Annotated in this window: 14 protein-coding genes; 1 reads left to right on the top strand and 13 read right to left on the bottom strand. The window is 61.5% G+C overall.

Features of this window, described 5'->3' with window-relative positions; all coding sequences use genetic code 11:
- Window positions 1–55: 55 nt before the first annotated feature.
- The 7 genes from mdcH to mdcA are packed head-to-tail and all read right to left on the bottom strand — an operon-like array spanning window position 56 to window position 6,030.
- Window positions 56–967, bottom strand: coding sequence for a malonate decarboxylase subunit epsilon (mdcH, locus tag ACRC4F_RS08730; protein WP_438658937.1), 912 nt, complete (start codon window positions 965–967; stop codon window positions 56–58).
- The gene (locus ACRC4F_RS08725) at window positions 964–1,575 is read right to left on the bottom strand and encodes a malonate decarboxylase holo-ACP synthase (RefSeq protein ID WP_438658936.1); all 612 of its coding nucleotides are present in this window, start codon (window positions 1,573–1,575) and stop codon (window positions 964–966) included. The genes mdcH and ACRC4F_RS08725 overlap by 4 nt, the downstream gene beginning before the upstream one ends.
- Window positions 1,569–2,372 carry a biotin-independent malonate decarboxylase subunit gamma gene (gene mdcE / locus ACRC4F_RS08720; protein WP_438658935.1) on the bottom strand — a complete coding sequence of 268 codons (804 nt, stop codon included), beginning with the start codon at window positions 2,370–2,372 and terminating at the stop codon, window positions 1,569–1,571. Before mdcE ends, ACRC4F_RS08725 begins: the two co-directional genes overlap by 7 nt.
- The gene (locus ACRC4F_RS08715) at window positions 2,369–3,211 is read right to left on the bottom strand and encodes a biotin-independent malonate decarboxylase subunit beta (protein ID WP_438658934.1); all 843 of its coding nucleotides are present in this window, start codon (window positions 3,209–3,211) and stop codon (window positions 2,369–2,371) included. Before ACRC4F_RS08715 ends, mdcE begins: the two co-directional genes overlap by 4 nt.
- A complete protein-coding gene (locus ACRC4F_RS08710; protein WP_438658933.1) occupies window positions 3,204–3,503 on the bottom strand; it encodes a malonate decarboxylase subunit delta in 300 nt (99 codons plus the stop codon). The genes ACRC4F_RS08715 and ACRC4F_RS08710 overlap by 8 nt, the downstream gene beginning before the upstream one ends.
- The gene (locus ACRC4F_RS08705) at window positions 3,503–4,360 is read right to left on the bottom strand and encodes a triphosphoribosyl-dephospho-CoA synthase (RefSeq protein WP_438658932.1); all 858 of its coding nucleotides are present in this window, start codon (window positions 4,358–4,360) and stop codon (window positions 3,503–3,505) included. The genes ACRC4F_RS08710 and ACRC4F_RS08705 overlap by 1 nt, the downstream gene beginning before the upstream one ends.
- Complete coding sequence (gene mdcA, locus ACRC4F_RS08700; RefSeq protein ID WP_010466882.1) at window positions 4,360–6,030, bottom strand: malonate decarboxylase subunit alpha; 1,671 nt, start codon at window positions 6,028–6,030, stop codon at window positions 4,360–4,362. The genes ACRC4F_RS08705 and mdcA overlap by 1 nt, the downstream gene beginning before the upstream one ends.
- A 783-nt stretch (window positions 6,031–6,813) precedes the next feature.
- Between mdcA and ACRC4F_RS08695 the strand changes: the two genes are divergently transcribed.
- Window positions 6,814–7,197, top strand: coding sequence for a DUF6124 family protein (locus ACRC4F_RS08695; protein WP_438658931.1), 384 nt, complete (start codon window positions 6,814–6,816; stop codon window positions 7,195–7,197).
- Window positions 7,198–7,302: 105 nt separating this feature from the next.
- Here ACRC4F_RS08695 and ACRC4F_RS08690 read toward each other — a convergent pair whose 3' ends face one another.
- From ACRC4F_RS08690 to pilG, 6 genes are all read right to left on the bottom strand, one after another.
- Window positions 7,303–7,758: a chemotaxis protein CheW gene (locus ACRC4F_RS08690; RefSeq protein WP_438658930.1), complete on the bottom strand. Its 456-nt coding sequence runs from the start codon at window positions 7,756–7,758 to the stop codon at window positions 7,303–7,305.
- A complete protein-coding gene (locus tag ACRC4F_RS08685; RefSeq protein ID WP_438658929.1) occupies window positions 7,751–13,651 on the bottom strand; it encodes an Hpt domain-containing protein in 5,901 nt (1,966 codons plus the stop codon). Before ACRC4F_RS08685 ends, ACRC4F_RS08690 begins: the two co-directional genes overlap by 8 nt.
- A gap of 36 nt (window positions 13,652–13,687) precedes the next feature.
- The gene (locus ACRC4F_RS08680; RefSeq protein WP_438658928.1) at window positions 13,688–15,736 is read right to left on the bottom strand and encodes a methyl-accepting chemotaxis protein; all 2,049 of its coding nucleotides are present in this window, start codon (window positions 15,734–15,736) and stop codon (window positions 13,688–13,690) included.
- A 147-nt stretch (window positions 15,737–15,883) separates the two neighbouring features.
- Window positions 15,884–16,423 carry a chemotaxis protein CheW gene (locus ACRC4F_RS08675; protein ID WP_438658927.1) on the bottom strand — a complete coding sequence of 180 codons (540 nt, stop codon included), beginning with the start codon at window positions 16,421–16,423 and terminating at the stop codon, window positions 15,884–15,886.
- Window positions 16,424–16,433: 10 nt separating this feature from the next.
- Window positions 16,434–16,799 (bottom strand): twitching motility response regulator PilH, encoded by a 366-nt coding sequence (gene pilH / locus ACRC4F_RS08670; protein ID WP_438658926.1) that lies wholly within the window; start codon window positions 16,797–16,799, stop codon window positions 16,434–16,436.
- A 57-nt stretch (window positions 16,800–16,856) separates the two neighbouring features.
- Window positions 16,857–17,261, bottom strand: a complete 405-nt coding sequence (gene pilG / locus ACRC4F_RS08665) for a twitching motility response regulator PilG (RefSeq protein ID WP_438659017.1) — start codon at window positions 17,259–17,261, stop codon at window positions 16,857–16,859.
- Between the last annotated feature and the right edge of the window lie 90 nt (window positions 17,262–17,351).

Below are 17,351 nucleotides of genomic sequence, written 5' to 3'. Positions count from 1 at the left end.
CTCAAAGTGCATCGTCGAATGTTGTTTTTGTTGTTCGAAGGCCCGAGTCGGAGGTCTAGAGTTGGCGGCTTCCCTCCTCACGCAACAGCGCCTGCAAGGTATCGAGTCGCGCACCGTCGAAAGCAATCACGGTGCCTTGCTCGAACACCCGGCGCGCCAGCCCGGTCAGCACCGCACCGGGCGGCAGTTCGATCTGTAGACGTACGCCACGCTCGTAAGCGCTTTGCACGGTGCCGCGCCAATCCACCACGCTGCACATGTTGAACGCCAGGTCGTCGCGCAAGGCTTCAACGTTGATGATGGGCCGGGCGCGGCTGCCGCTCAGGTAGCCCACTGTCGGGGTTTTCAGTTGCACGTTGGCGAAGGCTTCAGAGAGGGTTTTCGCCGGAGTTTCCAGCAACGGGCAATGGGACGGCACGCTGACGGCCAGACGTTTGGCCAGACCCGCACCGCGAACCCGGGCCAGCTCGGCGACGGCTTTCATCGCAGCATCGCTGCCGGCAATGACCACCTGGTTATCGGCATTGATATTGGCCAGATAAACCGGCGTATCGACGCTGTGAACCTGTGCCAGCACGCCTTCCACTGTGGATAAATCAAGACCGATGATCGCGGTCATGCCGTAGCCTTGTGGATAAGCCTGCTGCATCAATTCACCGCGCAGGCTCACCAGATGCAGCGCATCGTTGAAGCTCAAGGCTCCGGCAACCACCGCTGCGGGATAGGCGCCGATGGACAATCCCGCCACGTAATCCGGCAACATGGCTAGCTGACGCGAAGCCGCGACACCGGCGATCAACAGGCACAGCTGAACAGCCCTTGTCGACTTCAATGCCTCGGCAGAATCCAGCAGCAACGCGTCTTCGCCAAGCGTTTCACTCGCCTCGATCACCGTTTCGCGAGGCAAACGATGGAGCATGCCCGGCTGCTGCGCGCCTTGGCCGGGAAACACCAGCAAGCTGCTCACGCTGCTTCCTCCCACGGATCAAGGACCAGGCAGGCTTCACGGGCGTTTTTCAGCAACACCCGGCGAGCAGAACCGGCCCATTCACGCAGGGCGACCGCACCCAAAGGTGTCTGCAACTGCATGTCCACCTGGTACGCAGCAGTGTCCAGAATCCTCACCAGCTCCTGCGCCTGCAATCGATCCAATGGTTGCGGTGTGCGCAGGATCAAGTCGAGATCGCTACGCTCATGCAATGCCTGAAAACCGCTGGCCAGTTCAAAACCCGCGCTGCCGCTAATACCCCACACCCAACCGCAGGCATCGAGCATCGGCCGTAAATGATTGAGGGCGTGGACTGCCGGCAAATCCCGGTCAATCGAGACACGACAAAGTTCTTCGGGTGTTACGCGACGCGAAATCGCATCGATCGCCATCGAGGTCGCATAACGCTGCTCACGCAAACGTCCACGCACGCCGACCGCAATTTGATCCGCTGCCCTCAACGCACGCCGAACCACAACCGGTTGCCCTGCACTGATCGAGTCGATCACCCACGCAGGCGCGTCCACCGGCAGCTGCTCGGGAGTCATGCCCCAGAGCAGGTCGTGGGCCAGAAACGTATTCACCACTGCGCTCTCAGCAGTTCACGAACCTTGCTCGAAGCTGCGCGGTTGCTCGCGCCCAAACGGCCGCTCAGGTCGCGCCCCGTCGCGGCGACATCGCCGATTGCCTGATTCAGGCATTCAGTCACACGCGTCAGGTCGGCTGCGGTTGGCCGTTCAATCTGCTCGACCGACAAGGTTTCCCAAAGCAATCCAAGGCTCGCGTAGCTGTCGATGTCATAGGCCATCGGCGGCACGCTGGCGGCCAGCGCTTCAAGCTCCTCAATGCTGCGCAAGGTCACCCGCGCCGCCGACGCTTTACCCATCGCATGCACCATCACGCCCGGATCACGCAGGGCAATCAAGCGATTGGCCTGATAACCATGCGCCAGAAACGCCCCGGACATTGCCTTGCCCACCAGCAAACCGATCACCGCATGACCGGCCAACCGGGCGCGGGCATAACTGTCCGCCGCGCCCGCCAAAGCCTGATGAATCCCGAGCGCTTCTTCGCGCCGACCGTAGGCCTGACTCGGCACATCGACGATGGCGATCAAGGCACGCTTGTGCGGTTTATCCAGATCAGTTGCGATGACTTCATCCACAGCCTTGGCCAGGCCCCAACCTTCGAGCAGACCGACTTCACCATTGCGCGCACGGGCGAAGCGGTTGTCGGGATCAGCCACCACCGCAATAAACCGAACAGGCTGATCACCTAACACACCGTCGGCCATCTTCAATGAAGCGGGCAAACCATCCACGGGTTTGGCGCCCGCACTCAAGGCGTTGAACCAGCTCAAGCCTCTCAGGGAATACGAACTCATGAGCGCTCTCCTTGATACAGATCGCGAACCACTGACGGTTCAATTTGCGGCTCGGCGTCCAGACGGCCAAGCCGTTGCAGGAACAGATCGGCCTGACGGCTACGTTGTTGCTCCGGCAAACCTTGCTTGAGCAATTCGCCGACCTGCTGCTGAATCTGCGCCACATCATCGGCGACATAACGGTCCACCAAACCACTGGCAAAACGTTGCTCGCCACCGGTCAGGCTCCAGATGAAAGGACGGTCGCGAGAGTCATATTCCTCAAGCCCCGCTTCCTGCTCGATCACTTGCGGACCGTTGAGGCCAAGCCGCGCTTCCTGAGTTACCAGCAAATAGCTGCACAACCCGGCGGCAATCGACATCCCGCCAAAACAGCCAACACTTCCGGCCACCACGCCAACTACTGGTTGGTACTGACGCAGGTCGACAATCGCCGCATGAATATCGGCAATCGCTGCCAGCCCGAGGTTGGCTTCCTGCAAACGCACGCCGCCGGTTTCCAGCAACAACACGGCGCGGGTCGGGATGCCGTTGCGGTTATCTTCGGCGGCCAATTCCAGCGCGCCGGCCATTTTCGCCCCGCCGACTTCACCGAGGCTGCCGCCTTGAAACGCGCCTTCGATCGCAGCAATCACCACTGGCAAACCACCGATGCTGCCTTTGGCAATCACCACGCCGTCGTCGGCTTGCGGGACCACGCCCTGGCGCGACAGCCATGGCGACATGACGCGTTGAAACGGGTCGAGTAATTCACGGAAAGTGCCAGCGTCGAGTAAGGCTTTCGCCCTTTGCCGGGCGCCGAGCTCGACGAAGCTATGTTTGTGCAGGAGATCAGTCATGGCCGATCTCCTCGAAGCCTTGTTCCAGACGCAAGCGCACCACGCCGGGCGTCGCACCGAAATCGTGGATATCGATGACCATCGCCGGCGGTGTCTGGCCGTCGAACATCCGGGCAAACAGATGCTGCCAGCGTTGTTCCGCGCCATTGACCGAGGTCTGTACCTTGATCGTCAATTTGCCGGCCTGACCCGGTTCGATCAGCACTTCCAGATCGCCCGAACCGACACAGCCCACCAGCGTGCGGCCCCGTGGCGGTTGCCCGGCGGGGAATTCAAAGGATAAGGTTTCCATCAGCAAGCTCCGGACTCGATGCGGTCGATAAACAGGCAGGCGGCGAGCAAATCCGCTGCACCACCGGGCGACGCATTCAATGCGATTAATTGTTCGTCCAATTCGTGCAGACGGCGGCGACCGGCGAGGCTGGCACTGCCGCCCGCATCGAGTACGGCCTGGGCACCGAGCTGCATGGTGTGCAGGCCGTGTTCGCCGGCGCGGTAAAGCACGCAGGTGTCGGCCAGTCGGGTCATGATCGCCAGCAAGGTATCGAGCCGGGCGTTCTGCTCGCCATGGCCCAAGGCGCGGCTGCGTTTGAGTTGCGGCAGCGCTCGTTGAAGCACCGAAGGAAAACCAAGCTGCGCTTCTTCACGGGCACCGCGAGCGCCGTAACGTTGAGCAACCTGGGCACCATGGCTGAGTGGACGTGGTGCGTAACGGTCGTCGAGTAAAGCGAGGCGTGCGGCGCGCAAAGTGACCGAGCTTGCGCTGCTGGATTGAGGTTCCAGCGCCGCGGCAGTGACCAAAAGACCCAAAGCCCAGATCGCCCCGCGATGAGTGTTCACGCCGCCGGTGGTGGCGAGCATTGCTTGCTCCCCTTCCCGGCCAATACGCCCGACGGCTTCGCGCAGCGGCAAGCAGACTTCGCCGTACTTGCCGGCTGCTTCCGCCATTTCTTTGAATGCAGGCCACAGAGACAGCGCCGAGGCGTGCATCAGCCCAAGGTGCAAATCGGTATGGGCGCCGTTGCCACGACGGTCGACCAGCGCCGGTTTCGGCGACAGGTCCGCTTCGTCGATCAGCGCGTCCACCGCCATGTCCGCCAGCTGTTCAGCCAGGGAAAGCGTTTTCGGTTGCAGGTTGAATGCGTGCATTACCAGCTCCTGAACTTGGCGGGCGGGTTGTAGAGGCCACCGGACCACTCGACCAGATCGGCCACGCTTTTAGCGGCGAGCAATTCGCGGGTGGCGTCGGTGCGGCGGATACCGAGGTCTTCGGGCAAGGCAATCAGGCCTTCGCGGCGCATGCGCGCGGTGTCTTTCGGGTTGTGGCGCAGGCCGATGGCGGTCACCCCGGCCACGGCGGCGATCATCGCCTGGCGTTCTTCCAGCGAACGCGCCTTGTACAAATAGGCGATGCCTTCTTCGGTCAGCAGGTGGGTAACGTCATCGCCGTAGACCATGATCGGCGCGAGTGGCATGCCGCTTTTTTTCGCCACTTCGATCGCATCGAGGGTTTCGACGAAGGTCGGTTTGCCGCCCTCCTGGAAGGTCTCGACCATTTGCACCACGAGTTTCTTGCCGCGTTCGAGCAACGCTTCGGGGGCATCGTCATGGCGCATGTCGAGCCAGGCCGGCGTGCTATGACGGCGACCGCGCGGATCGTGGCCCATGTTTGGTGCACCGCCGAAACCGGCCAAACGACCGCGCGTCACGGTAGAAGAATGGCCGTCGCCGTCGACTTGCAAAGTCGCGCCAATAAACAGGTCCACCGCGTATTGCCCGGCGAGCTGACAGAACATCCGGTTGGAACGCAGGGAGCCGTCGCGCCCGGTGAAGAACACGTCCGGCCGCGCGGCGATGTAGTTTTCCATCCCCAGTTCGGTGCCAAAGCAATGCACGCTTTCGACCCAGCCGCTTTCGATAGCTGGAATCAAGGTCGGGTGCGGATTGAGCGTCCAGTTGCGGCAGATTTTGCCTTTGAGGCCGAGGGATTCGCCGTAGGTCGGCAGGATCAGTTCGATGGCGGCGGTGTTGAAACCGATGCCGTGGTTCAGGGACTGGACGTTGTGTTTCTCGTAGATCCCGCGGATCGCCATCATCGCCATCAACACGTGCACAGGCTTGATGTGCCGTGGGTCGCGGGTGAACAGCGGTTCGATGTAGAACGGCTTGTCCGCCACCACCACGAAATCGACCCAGGACGCGGGGATGTCAACGCGCGGCAGGTCGCTGACATCGTCCACCAACTGATTGACCTGGACGATGACGATGCCATCGCTGAAGGCGGCGGGTTCGATCAATGCGGGGGTGTCTTCAGTGCTGGGGCCGGTGTAGATGTTGCCAGCGCGGTCGGCCATGAAACCGGCCGAGAGCACGACGTTGGGAATCAGGTCGACCACCAGCCGCGCATAGAGCTCGATGTAGGTGTGGATCGCGCCGATTTCCAGCAGACCGTCTTCCAGCAACTGGCTGATGCGCAGGCTCTGGGTGCCGGCGAAGGAGAAATCGAGTTTGCGGGCGATGCCGCGTTCAAACAGGTCCAGGTGCTCGGAACGGCCGACGCTGGGCATGATCATGTGCAAGTCATGCAGTTTGGCGGGATCGGCCTTGGCCAGGGAACGGGAGAGGAAATCCGCCTGCTTCTGGTTATTGCCCTCCAGCACCACGCGGTCGCCGGGCAGGATCAAGGCCTCCAGCGCCGCGACGATATTGTCGGTGGGCAGCACCACACCGTCGGCCAGGCCTCGCACCAGTTCGAGACGCCGCTGCTTTTCGCTGCGCCGCCGCGTCCATCGCGAGTCGGGGGATATTGTTGTTGTCATGACCACTCCACGGGTTCGCTGTCGTGGGAGTCACCTTAGGAGTGTTGGGTGGGGGCATCAATCAAGCAGAGAGGCGGATCGTTACGGCTAGGGTAATGGTTTGAAGTATTGGGTGGCTGTTAGATCCACCCCTCACCCTAACCCTCTCCCCAGAGGGGCGAGGGGACTGACCGAGGTGTCTTACGCTATACATCGACCTGAAAAACCGAGTCGAACTCAAGTTTTGAAAAGCTTGAAGATCGGCTCCCTTTCCCCCTCTCCCCTCTGGGGAGAGGGCTGGGGTGAGGGGTGGACTTCGAACACACTTATTTTTCGTGTTGAAACAACTGCCCTCAGAAAGCTCCACAGCAATCAGCGACAAGTCCCAAAAGAGGACTAATCAGTCCCTTTTTGGGACTCTTCAACCGTCGCCAGCCAAATGGGGATTTGTGTTTAAAGGTTTGTCCACAGCAACGGTGAGAGGCTACGCAGTCTGGCGTCGCGGCCTACAGCAATGCCGGAAGCCGCTGACTAGCGGGTTTTTGCGCTGATCTTTATCGTTTATGGGTCGCTGCCAATTCAGCGACCGGGATTGGAAACCCCGAGGAGCAAACGGCATAAAAACGCCACTCATGACGTATGCTTGCGCACTTTTAAAGTGTGCGCTCCGTTATGGCGGCTGTGCGCGGGAGACCTTCGGGTCATCCGGGTTGCCGTTTCCCGGGTTTCCATCCTGCGTACAGCTGCCACCCATTCGATCGGAAACCGGAAGGGACAGCTCTAAACCATAAGCGGAGATTCACAATGTTCAAAGCCACTCCCAATCCCCCGGAAACCGACACCGATTCCGACGCATCCCTCGAAGCCGAGAAACTCAAGGAAGCCGCTGACCGCGTCTTCTCTTATTATTTTCCCCCAGCCCACGAAAAACCGGGCAAGCGCCGCAAGCATCCCCTCTTCACCGTCTCCCCCGATATCGATACCGAAGCCCTTCTGGCCAACGCCTCTGAAGACTTGCTGTCCATCAGTGCTATCGCTGCCGATCTGGCAGACGATGTTGAAGGCTCACGCCGCTCAGTAGCCCTGGCGCTCAGCCGAATGGCCGATGGTGTGCAGTTGTTGGTGGAGCGGGCGCTGGATCATAACGAGGCGTTGCAGATGCAGCTGCGGGCTCAGGCCAAAGTTTAGCCGTCAGGTTTGAGGTGAATTGACGGCCGCCATCGCGAGCAAGCCTCGCTCCTACAAGGACTACGCGAATCCTGTAGGAGCGAGGCTTGCCCGCGAAGGGGCCAGTCAGATCAACCCGGCACTCACAAGTAGTTCCTCCAGTGCCAACAAGTCAGGCACCTTGGCCACTTGCTCCCCAACCTGAACCGCCGCCTGTTCCAGCGAACACAACGGCACATCCACATAGCTCAACTGACTGTCCAGCTTGTACGACCGCGGAATCCCCTGCACCAGCAGCGCAATAAACTTCAACTCCGGCCGCCCACCGAGGGCATTGAGAATCACGATCCGCGCCCGCTCGCCGATGACGATTTTATTGCCGCACGCCGACTCAAAACTCAGCAACGGAATCTGCCGATCCCGCCACTTCACCAACCCCAGGTACCACGGCGGCGTATCCAGATCGAACGCCCCCGGTTGATAGTCAATCAACTCCGCGACCGCCACGTTGGGCAGGATCAGATTGCGGTCGGCCAAGGGCAACAGCAGCCCGGTGAGATTGCTGGTGCGGTGTTCAAGCATGGGTTTTGCTCCACAGGGCGATGCTGTCGAGCAGCACCGATTCCTGGTACGGCTTGCCGAGGTAGTCGTTGACGCCAATGGCCATCGCACGGTCGCGGTGTTTCTGGCCGGTGCGGGAGGTGATCATGATGATCGGCAAGTGCTGCAAACGTTCGTCTCCGCGAACCTGGGTCGCCACTTCGAAACCGTCCATGCGCGGCATTTCGATGTCCAGCAGCATCACGTCGGGCAGGTGTTCTTCAAGCAGCAGCATGGCGTCGACCCCGTCCTTGGCGGTCAGCACGTTCATGCCGTGCCGTTCGAGCAAACGGCTGGTGACCTTGCGTACGGTGACCGAATCGTCGACCACCAACACCAGCAGCGGTTTATGCGGCTCGACCTCAACGTCGTGTGTCGCCGGCTGTTGCGGCACACGGGCCTGCATGGCGCGGATCGGCGCGAGCAAGTCGAGAATCAGCACCACCCTGCCATCGCCCAGAATCGTCGCCCCGGACAGCCCCTGCACCGACGCAAACTGCGGGCCGAGGCTTTTGACCACGATCTCCCGAGTGCCGGCCATGGAGTCAACCTGCACGGCGATATGCCGCTCGTTGCATTGCACCAGCAAGACCGGCAGCGGCAGGCTCTGGCCCAACAGTTTTGGGCGGGTGCTGGTTTTCAGCAGCTCGCCGAGATAGCACAGTTCATAACGTTGCCCGGCGTATTCGTAGGTCGGTGGATCGAGCCGGTAATGCCCTTCAAGTTCGTTGGGCAACACGCGAACGATGCCGTCGATGGTGTTCAGCGGGATCGCGTATTGATCCTCCAGGCATTGCACCATCAGCGCGCGGTTGACCGACACGGTGAACGGCAGGCGAATGCGAAAGTGCACGCCCTGCCCCGGTGTCGAGTCGATGACCATGGTGCCACCGAGCTGCCGAACTTCTTCGTGAACCACGTCCATGCCCACGCCACGTCCGGAGATCTGGGTGATTTTCTCGGCGGTAGAGAACCCCGGTTGCAGGATGAATTGCAGCACGTCTCGGTCGCTGATATCGGCGTCCTCGGACAGCAAACCACGCTTGATCGCCTTGCGCCGCACCGCCTCCAGCGGCACACCCGCGCCATCGTCGCGGATGTCGAAAATGATGTCGCCGCCCTCTCGCGACAGGTCCAGGGTGATCCGGCCCTGAGCCGGTTTGCCCGCCGCGATACGCACCTCGGCCGACTCCAGACCGTGGTCCACGGCGTTGCGCAGCATGTGTTCCAGCGGTGCCGCCATGCGTTCGAGCACGTTGCGATCCATCTCGCCTTCAGCGTTGCCGACAATGAACTCGACGTCTTTGCCCAGCTCACTGGAGACCTGACGGACGATGCGTTTCAAGCGCGGCAGCATGCGTTCGAACGGCACCATGCGCGTACGCATCAGGCCTTCCTGCAATTCGGTGTTGATGCGGCCCTGCTGTTGCAGCAGGTTTTCCGCGTCCTGATTGCGGCGGTCGAGGGTTTCCTTGAGGTCGAGCAGGTCGGAGGCGGATTCGAACAGCGCCCGCGACAACTGCTGCAACTGCGAGTGACGGTCCATTTCCAGCGGATCGAATTCTTCGTAGCCCAGGCGCTCGGCGTCGACTTGCTGGCGGCTGAGAATCCGTCCCTGGGTTTCGGTGTCGAGTCGGCGCAACTGATCGCGCATACGCTCGATGGTGGTTTCCATCTCGCTCAAGGCGACCCGCGCATCGTTGACCTGTTGCTCGATACGGCCACGGAAGATCGACGTTTCGCCGGCCAGATTGACCAGATCGTCGAGCAGTTCGGCCGAGACCTTGACCATGTCGGCGCCCGCCTCGGCTTGCGGCGCGGGGGTGTCGGGTTTCGGTACGGCAGGCGCTACCATCGGCGTTTCGAGAACGGCGGGATGACTGAAGTTCTTGATCGCGTCGATCAACCGATCGGCTGGCGGCAAGGGCTGACCGGCGCGGGTGGCATCGAGCATTTGTGCCAGCCGGTCGTGACTGCTTTGCAGCAGCGCGAACAACGCAGGGGTCGGTTGCAGCACGCCAGCAGACAGGCCTTCGTAGAGAAATTCCAGCTCATGGGCGAGGTCGCCGATGGGGGCAATTTCCACCATCCGCGCGCCACCCTTGAGGGTGTGCAGGTCGCGCAACAGGGTTTCCACTTCCTGGCGGTTCGACGGCTCGGCTTGCCAGCGCACAAGGGCCGCGCCGGAGTTTTCGATGATGTCGAAACCTTCCTCGAGGAAGATCTCCAGCAGTTCGGGATCATGGCCCGGCGAGTCATTGGCCGGTGCGGGTTCCGCCACTTCGGCGCTGTTGGCATTGCCTTGACGGAACTCGCGAATGGCTTCGATCAGCTCGTTCGGGGCACCCAGGGCATGCTGATTTTGCAGCTGTTCAAGCAGCACCGCGAGGCGGTCATGGCTCTGTTGCAGCAGCTGCGCCAAGGTTTCACTGTGGCTGTAACGGCGGTCCACCAAGCCTTCGTAAAGGCTTTCCAATTCATGGGCCAGGTCGCCGACCGGCTCGACCTCGGCCATCCGCGCGCCCCCCTTGAGGGTGTGCAAATCGCGCTGCAAGGACGACAGCGGCGCGGCGTTTTCCGGGTCGCTCAGCCAACGTTGCAAGGCCTGGCCAGCGCTCTCGAGGATGTCCACCGCTTCTTCGAGGAAGATCGAAACGATCTCATCGTCCAGCTCGACCTGAGTCGCTGTCTGTTCCAGTTCCGCAGTGGCGCTGCCCAATTCCCGGATGCTCAGGGTGCGGCTGCCGTCGCTGCGGATCAGGCCCATGGACGACGGATCAAGGCTTTCATCGAGCAAGCCGCGCAAGGCCCGGATGCGATCCGGTTGCGGACTGACTTCCTGGCCGGCAGCCAGTTCGTCGAGCATGTTGATCAGCGCTTCGTGGGCACTTTGCGCCTCATTGAAAAACCGGTCGCTGACCGCCAGGCTGCTCTCTTCCACCGCGCCGTACAGGTCGAGCAACGCTTCGCAGAGTTCATCCACCGGATGCAAGTCGGCGAGGTGCGCGCCTTCTCCCAAGGTGGTCAATTCGTCCAGCAAGGCGCTGAGTTCCTGACGCTCGCCGGGGTGCTGCTGCCAGCGCTGCAACAGGCTTTCGGCGTCCAGCAGGATGTCCATGCCCTGAGCCAGGAAGTTGTTGATCAGTTGCGGATCGCGCTTGATTCGCAACGCGGTGTTCGGCGCTTTCAACAGCGCGTCCAGACGCTCGGCGAGCAGCGCCTTGGTGCGCTCGATCAGCGAATCAGCATCCGGTATCTCGGCCAGTGGATCATCCTTGAGTTGCCGCAGCCCGAGACGGAACAGACCTTCGGCTTCCAGCAGCAATTCGACTTCGTCGAGGTCGAGGGGGATCAGGTGCGCCTTGTATTCGCGGGCGAGTTGATCCAGCGGTGTCGCCAGCTCGGCGATCGGCAACACGCCGGCCATCGAAGCGCTGCCCTTCAAGGTGTGCAATGCCCGCTGCAACTCGTCGCTGGCCTGCAACGGCACATGCTCGGCGGCCTGGTCGAGGAAGCGGTTGAGGCTGGCGAGATGGGTCTCGGCTTCCTTGCGAAAGATCTCCAGCAACAGCGGATCGAGGGCCGCGACATCCTGGGTGTCTTCATCGCTGGCGGGTAAATCGCCCTTGGCGAGGGCATGGGCGCGAGCGGCCAACTGGTCGACATCGTTGCGCTGGCGCTGGGCATTGGCGGCGTATTCGGCCACCAGCTCCGGCAGCAGGTTCAGTGCATCGCTGAGCAACTGTTGCACCGCCGCCCCCGGCGCAACGCTGCGCTCCAGCACGCGGTTAAGCAGGTTTTCCACCGCCCACGCCAGCTCGCCCAGCACCAGCGCACGGACCATCCGGCCACTGCCCTTCAAGGTGTGGAACGCCCGGCGCAATTCACTCAACGCGGGTTCATCGTCCGGATTGGCCGTCCAGCGTGGCAAGTATTCCCGGAGGATATCCAGGACTTCATCGGTTTCTTCGAGAAAGACTTCCCGCAGCTCATCATCCACCGGTTCTTCGCCGACGGGCGGTGGCAGCAGGCTGCCCGGGGTGGCCAGGGCCGGCGGATTGACCGACGACACCGGGCTGGCCAATACGTCGGCCAGCGACTGCACGGTATCGGGATCATCGAGCGCCTGCAGGTCCTGCATGACCCGGGCTTCACTCGGGCTGAGCACCTCCTCGAGTATCGGCACATGCAGTTCGCTGGGGAAAAACCCGAGTGCCGCCAGGCTTTTTTCCGCCACGTCGAGCAAGGGTTCGCCGGGTGCCTCGGGGTCGTCGCTGAGACGCTCCAGGTAGTACTCGATGCTGGTGATGACGTCCGCCAGGCTGTCCAGTTCCTGCCAGCCGGGCTGGCCCGGTTCGAGCAGCAGATGTTCGCGAATGAAGTGGTTGCAGGTTTCGATCAGGCTCGCCGCACGGCTCAACGGAATCATCGACAGCGCGCCGCGCACCTGGGTCAGCAACGCCGGCAAGTCTTGCAAATGCTGGCGGTCCCAGTCGGCGTCGATGTAGTCGACGATCATGTCCTTGGCCTGTTGCAGGCAGATGCGCGCTTCCTTGATCACGATCTGGTGGATCTGCGTCAGGTCGGTGGTCGGCAGATGACTTTCTTCCTGGCTCTCCGGCTCAACGGTGCCGACCATGCCGGCCAGCGTCGCTTCGACGTAGAGCAAAGCCCCGGCGACGTCCATGAGAATGGCGTCGTTGGGCTCACGCTGACCTTGAGCAAGGCTCAGCACCACCGCCAGTTGATCGATGATGACTTTGCGCGGCTGGCCGAAACCCAGCACCGCCAGGGTATCGGCAATTTGCCGCAGCGGCGCCAACAAGAGATCAAGGTCCGAGGTGTGCTGGCGGTCGCTGCGCACGAACAGGTCGAGGCGCTCCTTGACCCGCACCAGCTCCTCACAGAGCGCGGCCAGCACCGAGCGCATGGCGTCTCGGTCGGGACCGGCCAGGCGGGCGCGTTCTTCGTCGACCATTGCGCTGTCAGGCAGCGCGTCGTCCAGTGAGTAACGATCTTTCATGGTCAGCATCTGCCCGGTGGGATGTTCGGCCTTGGCAATGTAGAACAGCAAACTCTTGAGCAACTCCGGCGGTGCCGGCTGATTGATGCCGCGGATGCCCTGCTCGAGCAGGCGCTTGAGTTCTTTGTCAGCGTCCTTGAACAGGCTGCGCAGCGCCGGGCTGTTGGCGATCGAGCCACCGCGCATGCCTTCTACCAGCGCCGAGGCAACTTGCCACAACGGGCTCAAGGGCGCGTTGCCGCACAGACCTTCAAGTCGTGAGAAAACCTTGGTGAGATAACCGAGATTAGTGTCGTCATCCTGTTCACGCAGCAACCCGACCAGCGCCATTTGCAGCATCTGTCGCAACTTGCGCAGCACATTGGGAAAGTCCGCCGGTTCAAGCAGTGCCAGCGACTCTTCATTCAGAGCCGGCAGGTCGGGTAATTGCGGGCTGAACAGGCTGGTTTCCGACAACAGGCTCTCGCCCCGGGCACTGCGCAAGTCGTTGAGCAATGGCAGCACCACTAGGGGCAGGTCACGGCGCGCGCCTTGCACCCGGTCGAGGTAGATCGGCAGTTGCCCGAGGGCTTGCAGCAACAGGTGGAGCGCCTCGTCGCGATGGCTGACGCGGTTCTGTTGCAACGCTGTGGCCAGGTGTTCCATTTCTTCGGCGAGCAGGGCCGCGCCGTAGAATTCGACCATCTGCAAACTGCCGTGAACCTGATGGATGCACGCCAGGCATTCGCTGAGGGCGTGCGTCGCCTGAGGGTCATCAAGCAGGGTTTCGACTGCTTGATGAGCCACTTTCAGCGTTTCGGCAATCTCGCCTTTGACCCACTCGAGGGCCACATAGTCGTGCCGATCACCCATAACTACTCCAATCAAATGCGTACGCCCTGAGGCGGTTCAAGCGTTGTTCGCAGACTTGGCCGGCAAGGTGAAACCGGACACCGAACGCCGTAGCTGGCTGGCCATCTTCGCCAGGTTGCCGATGCTCTCGGCGGTGGCGGTGGAGCCTGACGAAGTCTGCGTGGTGATCTGCTGGATCACGTTCATCGTCAGGGAAATCTGGCCGGCCGAAGACGTCTGCTGCTGCGCGGCGTTGGAAATGCTCTGGATCAGCGCCGCCAGGGTCTTCGATACCCCTTCGATTTCTTCCAGGGCCACTCCGGCATCCTGCGCCAGACGCGCGCCGCGCACCACTTCGGTGGTGGTCTGCTCCATGGAAATCACCGCCTCGTTGGTGTCGGTCTGGATCGCCCGCACCAGGGTTTCGATCTGCCGGGTGGCGGCGGACGAACGCTCGGCCAGCCGCTGTACCTCGTCGGCTACCACCGCAAAACCGCGCCCGGCATCACCGGCCATCGAGGCCTGAATCGCCGCGTTTAGCGCGAGGATGTTGGTCTGGTCGGCAATGTCATCGATCAGGCTGACAATGTCGCCGATTTCCTGCGAGGACTCACCCAGACGCTTGATCCGCTTGGCGGTGTCCTGAATCTGCTCGCGAATGTTGTCCATGCCGTGGATGGTGTTGTGCACCACCTCGTTGCCCTTGTTGGCGATTTCCACCGAACGCTCGGCCACCGCCGAGGACTCGGCAGCGTTGGCCGAGACCTGATCGATGGACTGGGCCATGTCGTTGATCGCGGTCGAGGCTTCGCTGATCTGTTGCGCCTGATGCTCCGAAGCCTGGGCCAGGTGCATGGCGGTGGCCTGGGTTTCCTGCACCGCAGCGGCGACCTGGCCGGCGGTGAGGTTGATGGTTGCCACCAGATCGCGCAGTTGATCGACGGAATAGTTGATCGAATCGGCAATGGTCCCGGTGAAGTCTTCGGTCACCGAGGCAGTCACAGTGAGGTCGCCGTCGGCCAGGTCTTCGATCTCGTCGAGCAGGCGCATGATCGCGTTCTGGTTGCGCTCGTTCTTCTCGGCGGTTTCGCGCAGCTGGCGATTGGTTTCGCGCACCATCACCAGGCCGATGAGGATGATCGACATCAGCGCCAACAGGCCCAGCACGTAGCCGCCAATAGTGTCGGTGTCGCGCCCGCCGGCGAGGTTTTCGAACCCGGTGGCCAGGTGCGAGGCTTCGTCGAGCAGGGTTTGCGACAGAGTGAAAATGTTGCTCGCCGATTCGCGAACCTTGAACAGCTCCGGCGAGGTTTCGAGGATCTCATCCACAGAGCCGGAGACGAATTCGAACAGCTCGGAAATCTCGATCAACCGGGCGCGAGCATCGCGGTCTTCGACCTGGCTGACCCGCAGCGACGCATTGCCCTGGAGCATGCCATTGAGCACCTGACCGAATCGCGCCGCGTCACGACCGAAAGCGTCGGCGGCTTGCTGCGAGTTTTCATCGCCGGACAACACGGTGTTCACCGCGCCCAAAATACGTTCGGCCAGCAGCGACTGACGCTGGGCCATGGCGACCTGACCGGCCGGAGCACCACGCTGCAAGAGGATCTCGACGACTTTTTCGTACTCGACCTGCAACTGCGGCACGGTTTCGGCCAGCGTCGCGGCGACCTGATGCAGCGACAGCACGGTCTGCTCGCTGGAAAGGATTGCGTCGGTGTTTTTCAGCAGGCGTTCCCAGTCGAGCTGCACGGCGCGCATTTCCGGGCGCACGGTGGACGGTGCCGGCGGCAAGCCGGTGGTCGGGTCGCCCTTTTTCAGGTAACCCCAGCGCTGGGCGAAGTCGTTGCGTGCATCGCTCAGCAGCTTGAAAGCCGCAGCCTTGCCGGCAGCGGCTTCGGTGGCGTTCTTGGCGATGCGTTGGGACAGCACGCGCAACTCGCCGGCGTGGCCGATGTACTGTTTGTCGTACGTGGCCTGAGTGTTGAGGTAAGCGAAGTTGGCGAACAGCAGCATGATGAAGATGATCAGCGCGATGAACAGCACGATGATCTGCGAACGGCTGCGCGATCCTTCTGGCTTGCCTGTTTTTGTTTTTATCATCGGTCCTCGCCTGTTAACCAACACCCTAAAGCACACCGAAGGTCTCCTGTGGGAGCGAGCCTGCTCGCGATTCAGGCGCCGCGGTGTTTCAGGAACACCGCGTTATCGTTCAATCGCGAGCAGGCTCGCTCCTACAGGGGTCCGCGTTTACAGCGCTACATGCATGAAGCTTTGCGACTGCGCCAGCGTGAACGGGCTGAATATTTGCCACGTCTGCTCACGCTGAAACCGACCTTTGACGAACGCTGAAATCGGCCCGTGCAGATCGGCCATCGACACCGGTTCCAGACTGTCCTGGGCAAAGTGCTGCAAGCCGAAGACTTCGTCGACCATCAACCCGGCAAACACTTCGCCGTGTTCCACCACCAACACCCGCCGCTGTTTGCGCAGGGTCGACTGTTCATGACCGAAGAAGCCGCACAAATCCATGATCGGCAGCAATCGCCCGCGCAGGTTGGCCACGCCCTTGACCCAGGGTTTGACGCCCGGCAATTGAGTGAAACGCGGTTCGTGCAAAACCTCGCTGACTTCGCCCATGGGCGCGACGTACCAGTGTTCGCCCAGGCGAAAACCGATGCCGCTCCAGCGGTCCTGCCGGGTCGGCTGGGACGGCAGATCCGCCGCCAGCAGACGACAGCGCTGGTCGATCTGCAGCAGCAGTTCGAAAGCCGTCAGCGACTCGGTCATGGCCGCACGATCAACCGGCCAACACGTTGTTCAGGGTTCTGATCAGGGTGTCTTCGTCGACCGGTTTGGTCAGGTAATCCTTGGCGCCCTGGCGCGTGCCCCAGACTTTGTCGGTTTCCTGATCCTTGGTGGTGATGATGATCACCGGGATGTGCCCGGTGTCCGGGTCTTTGGTCAGCTGGCGGGTCGCCTGGAAACCGTTGAGGCCGGGCATGACGATGTCCATCAGCACGGCGTCAGGTTTTTCCTGGCGGGCCAGGGCCACGCCGTCAGCGCCGTTTTCGGCTTTCAACACTTCATGACCGTGCTTTTCCAGCATGCCGGTCAGTTTGTACATTTCGGTCGGCGAGTCATCGACGATCAGAATACGTGCCATGGTCTTCCCCATTCTTGTCGACGCCGGGCCCGCTGGCCGAGCGTCACTGTGCGTGTCCTACTGCGGCAAAACGGCGGCGAAGCCCGGTACATGGGCCTGGATCGCGTTTAGCAGTTCTTCCTTGCTGAAAGGCTTGGTCAAAAACTGGTCGGAGCCGACGATGCGCCCCTTGGCCTTGTCGAACAGCCCGTCCTTTGACGACAGCATAATCACTGGCGTGGACTTGAACGCACTGTGGTTCTTGATCAACGCGCAGGTCTGATAGCCATCCAGGCGCGGCATCATGATGTCGACAAAGATAATGCTGGGGTGATTGTCGGCAATCTTGGCCAGGGCATCGAAACCATCGATGGCCGTGATGACTTCACACCCCACGTTCTTCAACAGCGTTTCGGCGGTGCGACGAATCGTCTTCGAATCGTCGATCACCATGACCTTCAAGGCGCTGGAATGCTGGTCCATAAATGCTCTGCCGTCGCCTTTGCGAAACAAATTGTCCATTTCCGATAACCGGAGGCTCGAAACCCTTGATGTTCAAGGGCCAGCACGATA

Source organism: Pseudomonas sp. (genome assembly GCF_051660785.1).
Classification (GTDB): domain Bacteria; phylum Pseudomonadota; class Gammaproteobacteria; order Pseudomonadales; family Pseudomonadaceae; genus Aquipseudomonas.
The sequence above is the reverse complement of the archived record's forward strand: the minus strand, read 5'-3'. Positions and strand labels throughout refer to the sequence as shown.

Excerpts from the sequence above, each read along its gene's own strand:
- mdcE (WP_438658935.1), bottom strand. The coding sequence starts at position 2,372 with ATGAGTTCGTATTCCCTGAGAGGCTTGAGCTGGTTCAACGCCTTGAGT.
- ACRC4F_RS08715 (WP_438658934.1), bottom strand. The coding sequence starts at position 3,211 with ATGACTGATCTCCTGCACAAACATAGCTTCGTCGAGCTCGGCGCCCGG.
- ACRC4F_RS08710 (WP_438658933.1), bottom strand. The coding sequence starts at position 3,503 with ATGGAAACCTTATCCTTTGAATTCCCCGCCGGGCAACCGCCACGGGGC.
- ACRC4F_RS08705 (WP_438658932.1), bottom strand. The coding sequence starts at position 4,360 with ATGCACGCATTCAACCTGCAACCGAAAACGCTTTCCCTGGCTGAACAG.
- mdcA (WP_010466882.1), bottom strand. The coding sequence starts at position 6,030 with ATGACAACAACAATATCCCCCGACTCGCGATGGACGCGGCGGCGCAGC.
- ACRC4F_RS08695 (WP_438658931.1), top strand. The coding sequence starts at position 6,814 with ATGTTCAAAGCCACTCCCAATCCCCCGGAAACCGACACCGATTCCGAC.
- ACRC4F_RS08690 (WP_438658930.1), bottom strand. The coding sequence starts at position 7,758 with ATGCTTGAACACCGCACCAGCAATCTCACCGGGCTGCTGTTGCCCTTG.
- ACRC4F_RS08685 (WP_438658929.1), bottom strand. The coding sequence starts at position 13,651 with ATGGGTGATCGGCACGACTATGTGGCCCTCGAGTGGGTCAAAGGCGAG.
- ACRC4F_RS08680 (WP_438658928.1), bottom strand. The coding sequence starts at position 15,736 with ATGATAAAAACAAAAACAGGCAAGCCAGAAGGATCGCGCAGCCGTTCG.
- ACRC4F_RS08675 (WP_438658927.1), bottom strand. The coding sequence starts at position 16,423 with ATGACCGAGTCGCTGACGGCTTTCGAACTGCTGCTGCAGATCGACCAG.
- pilH (WP_438658926.1), bottom strand. The coding sequence starts at position 16,799 with ATGGCACGTATTCTGATCGTCGATGACTCGCCGACCGAAATGTACAAA.
- pilG (WP_438659017.1), bottom strand. The coding sequence starts at position 17,261 with ATGGACCAGCATTCCAGCGCCTTGAAGGTCATGGTGATCGACGATTCG.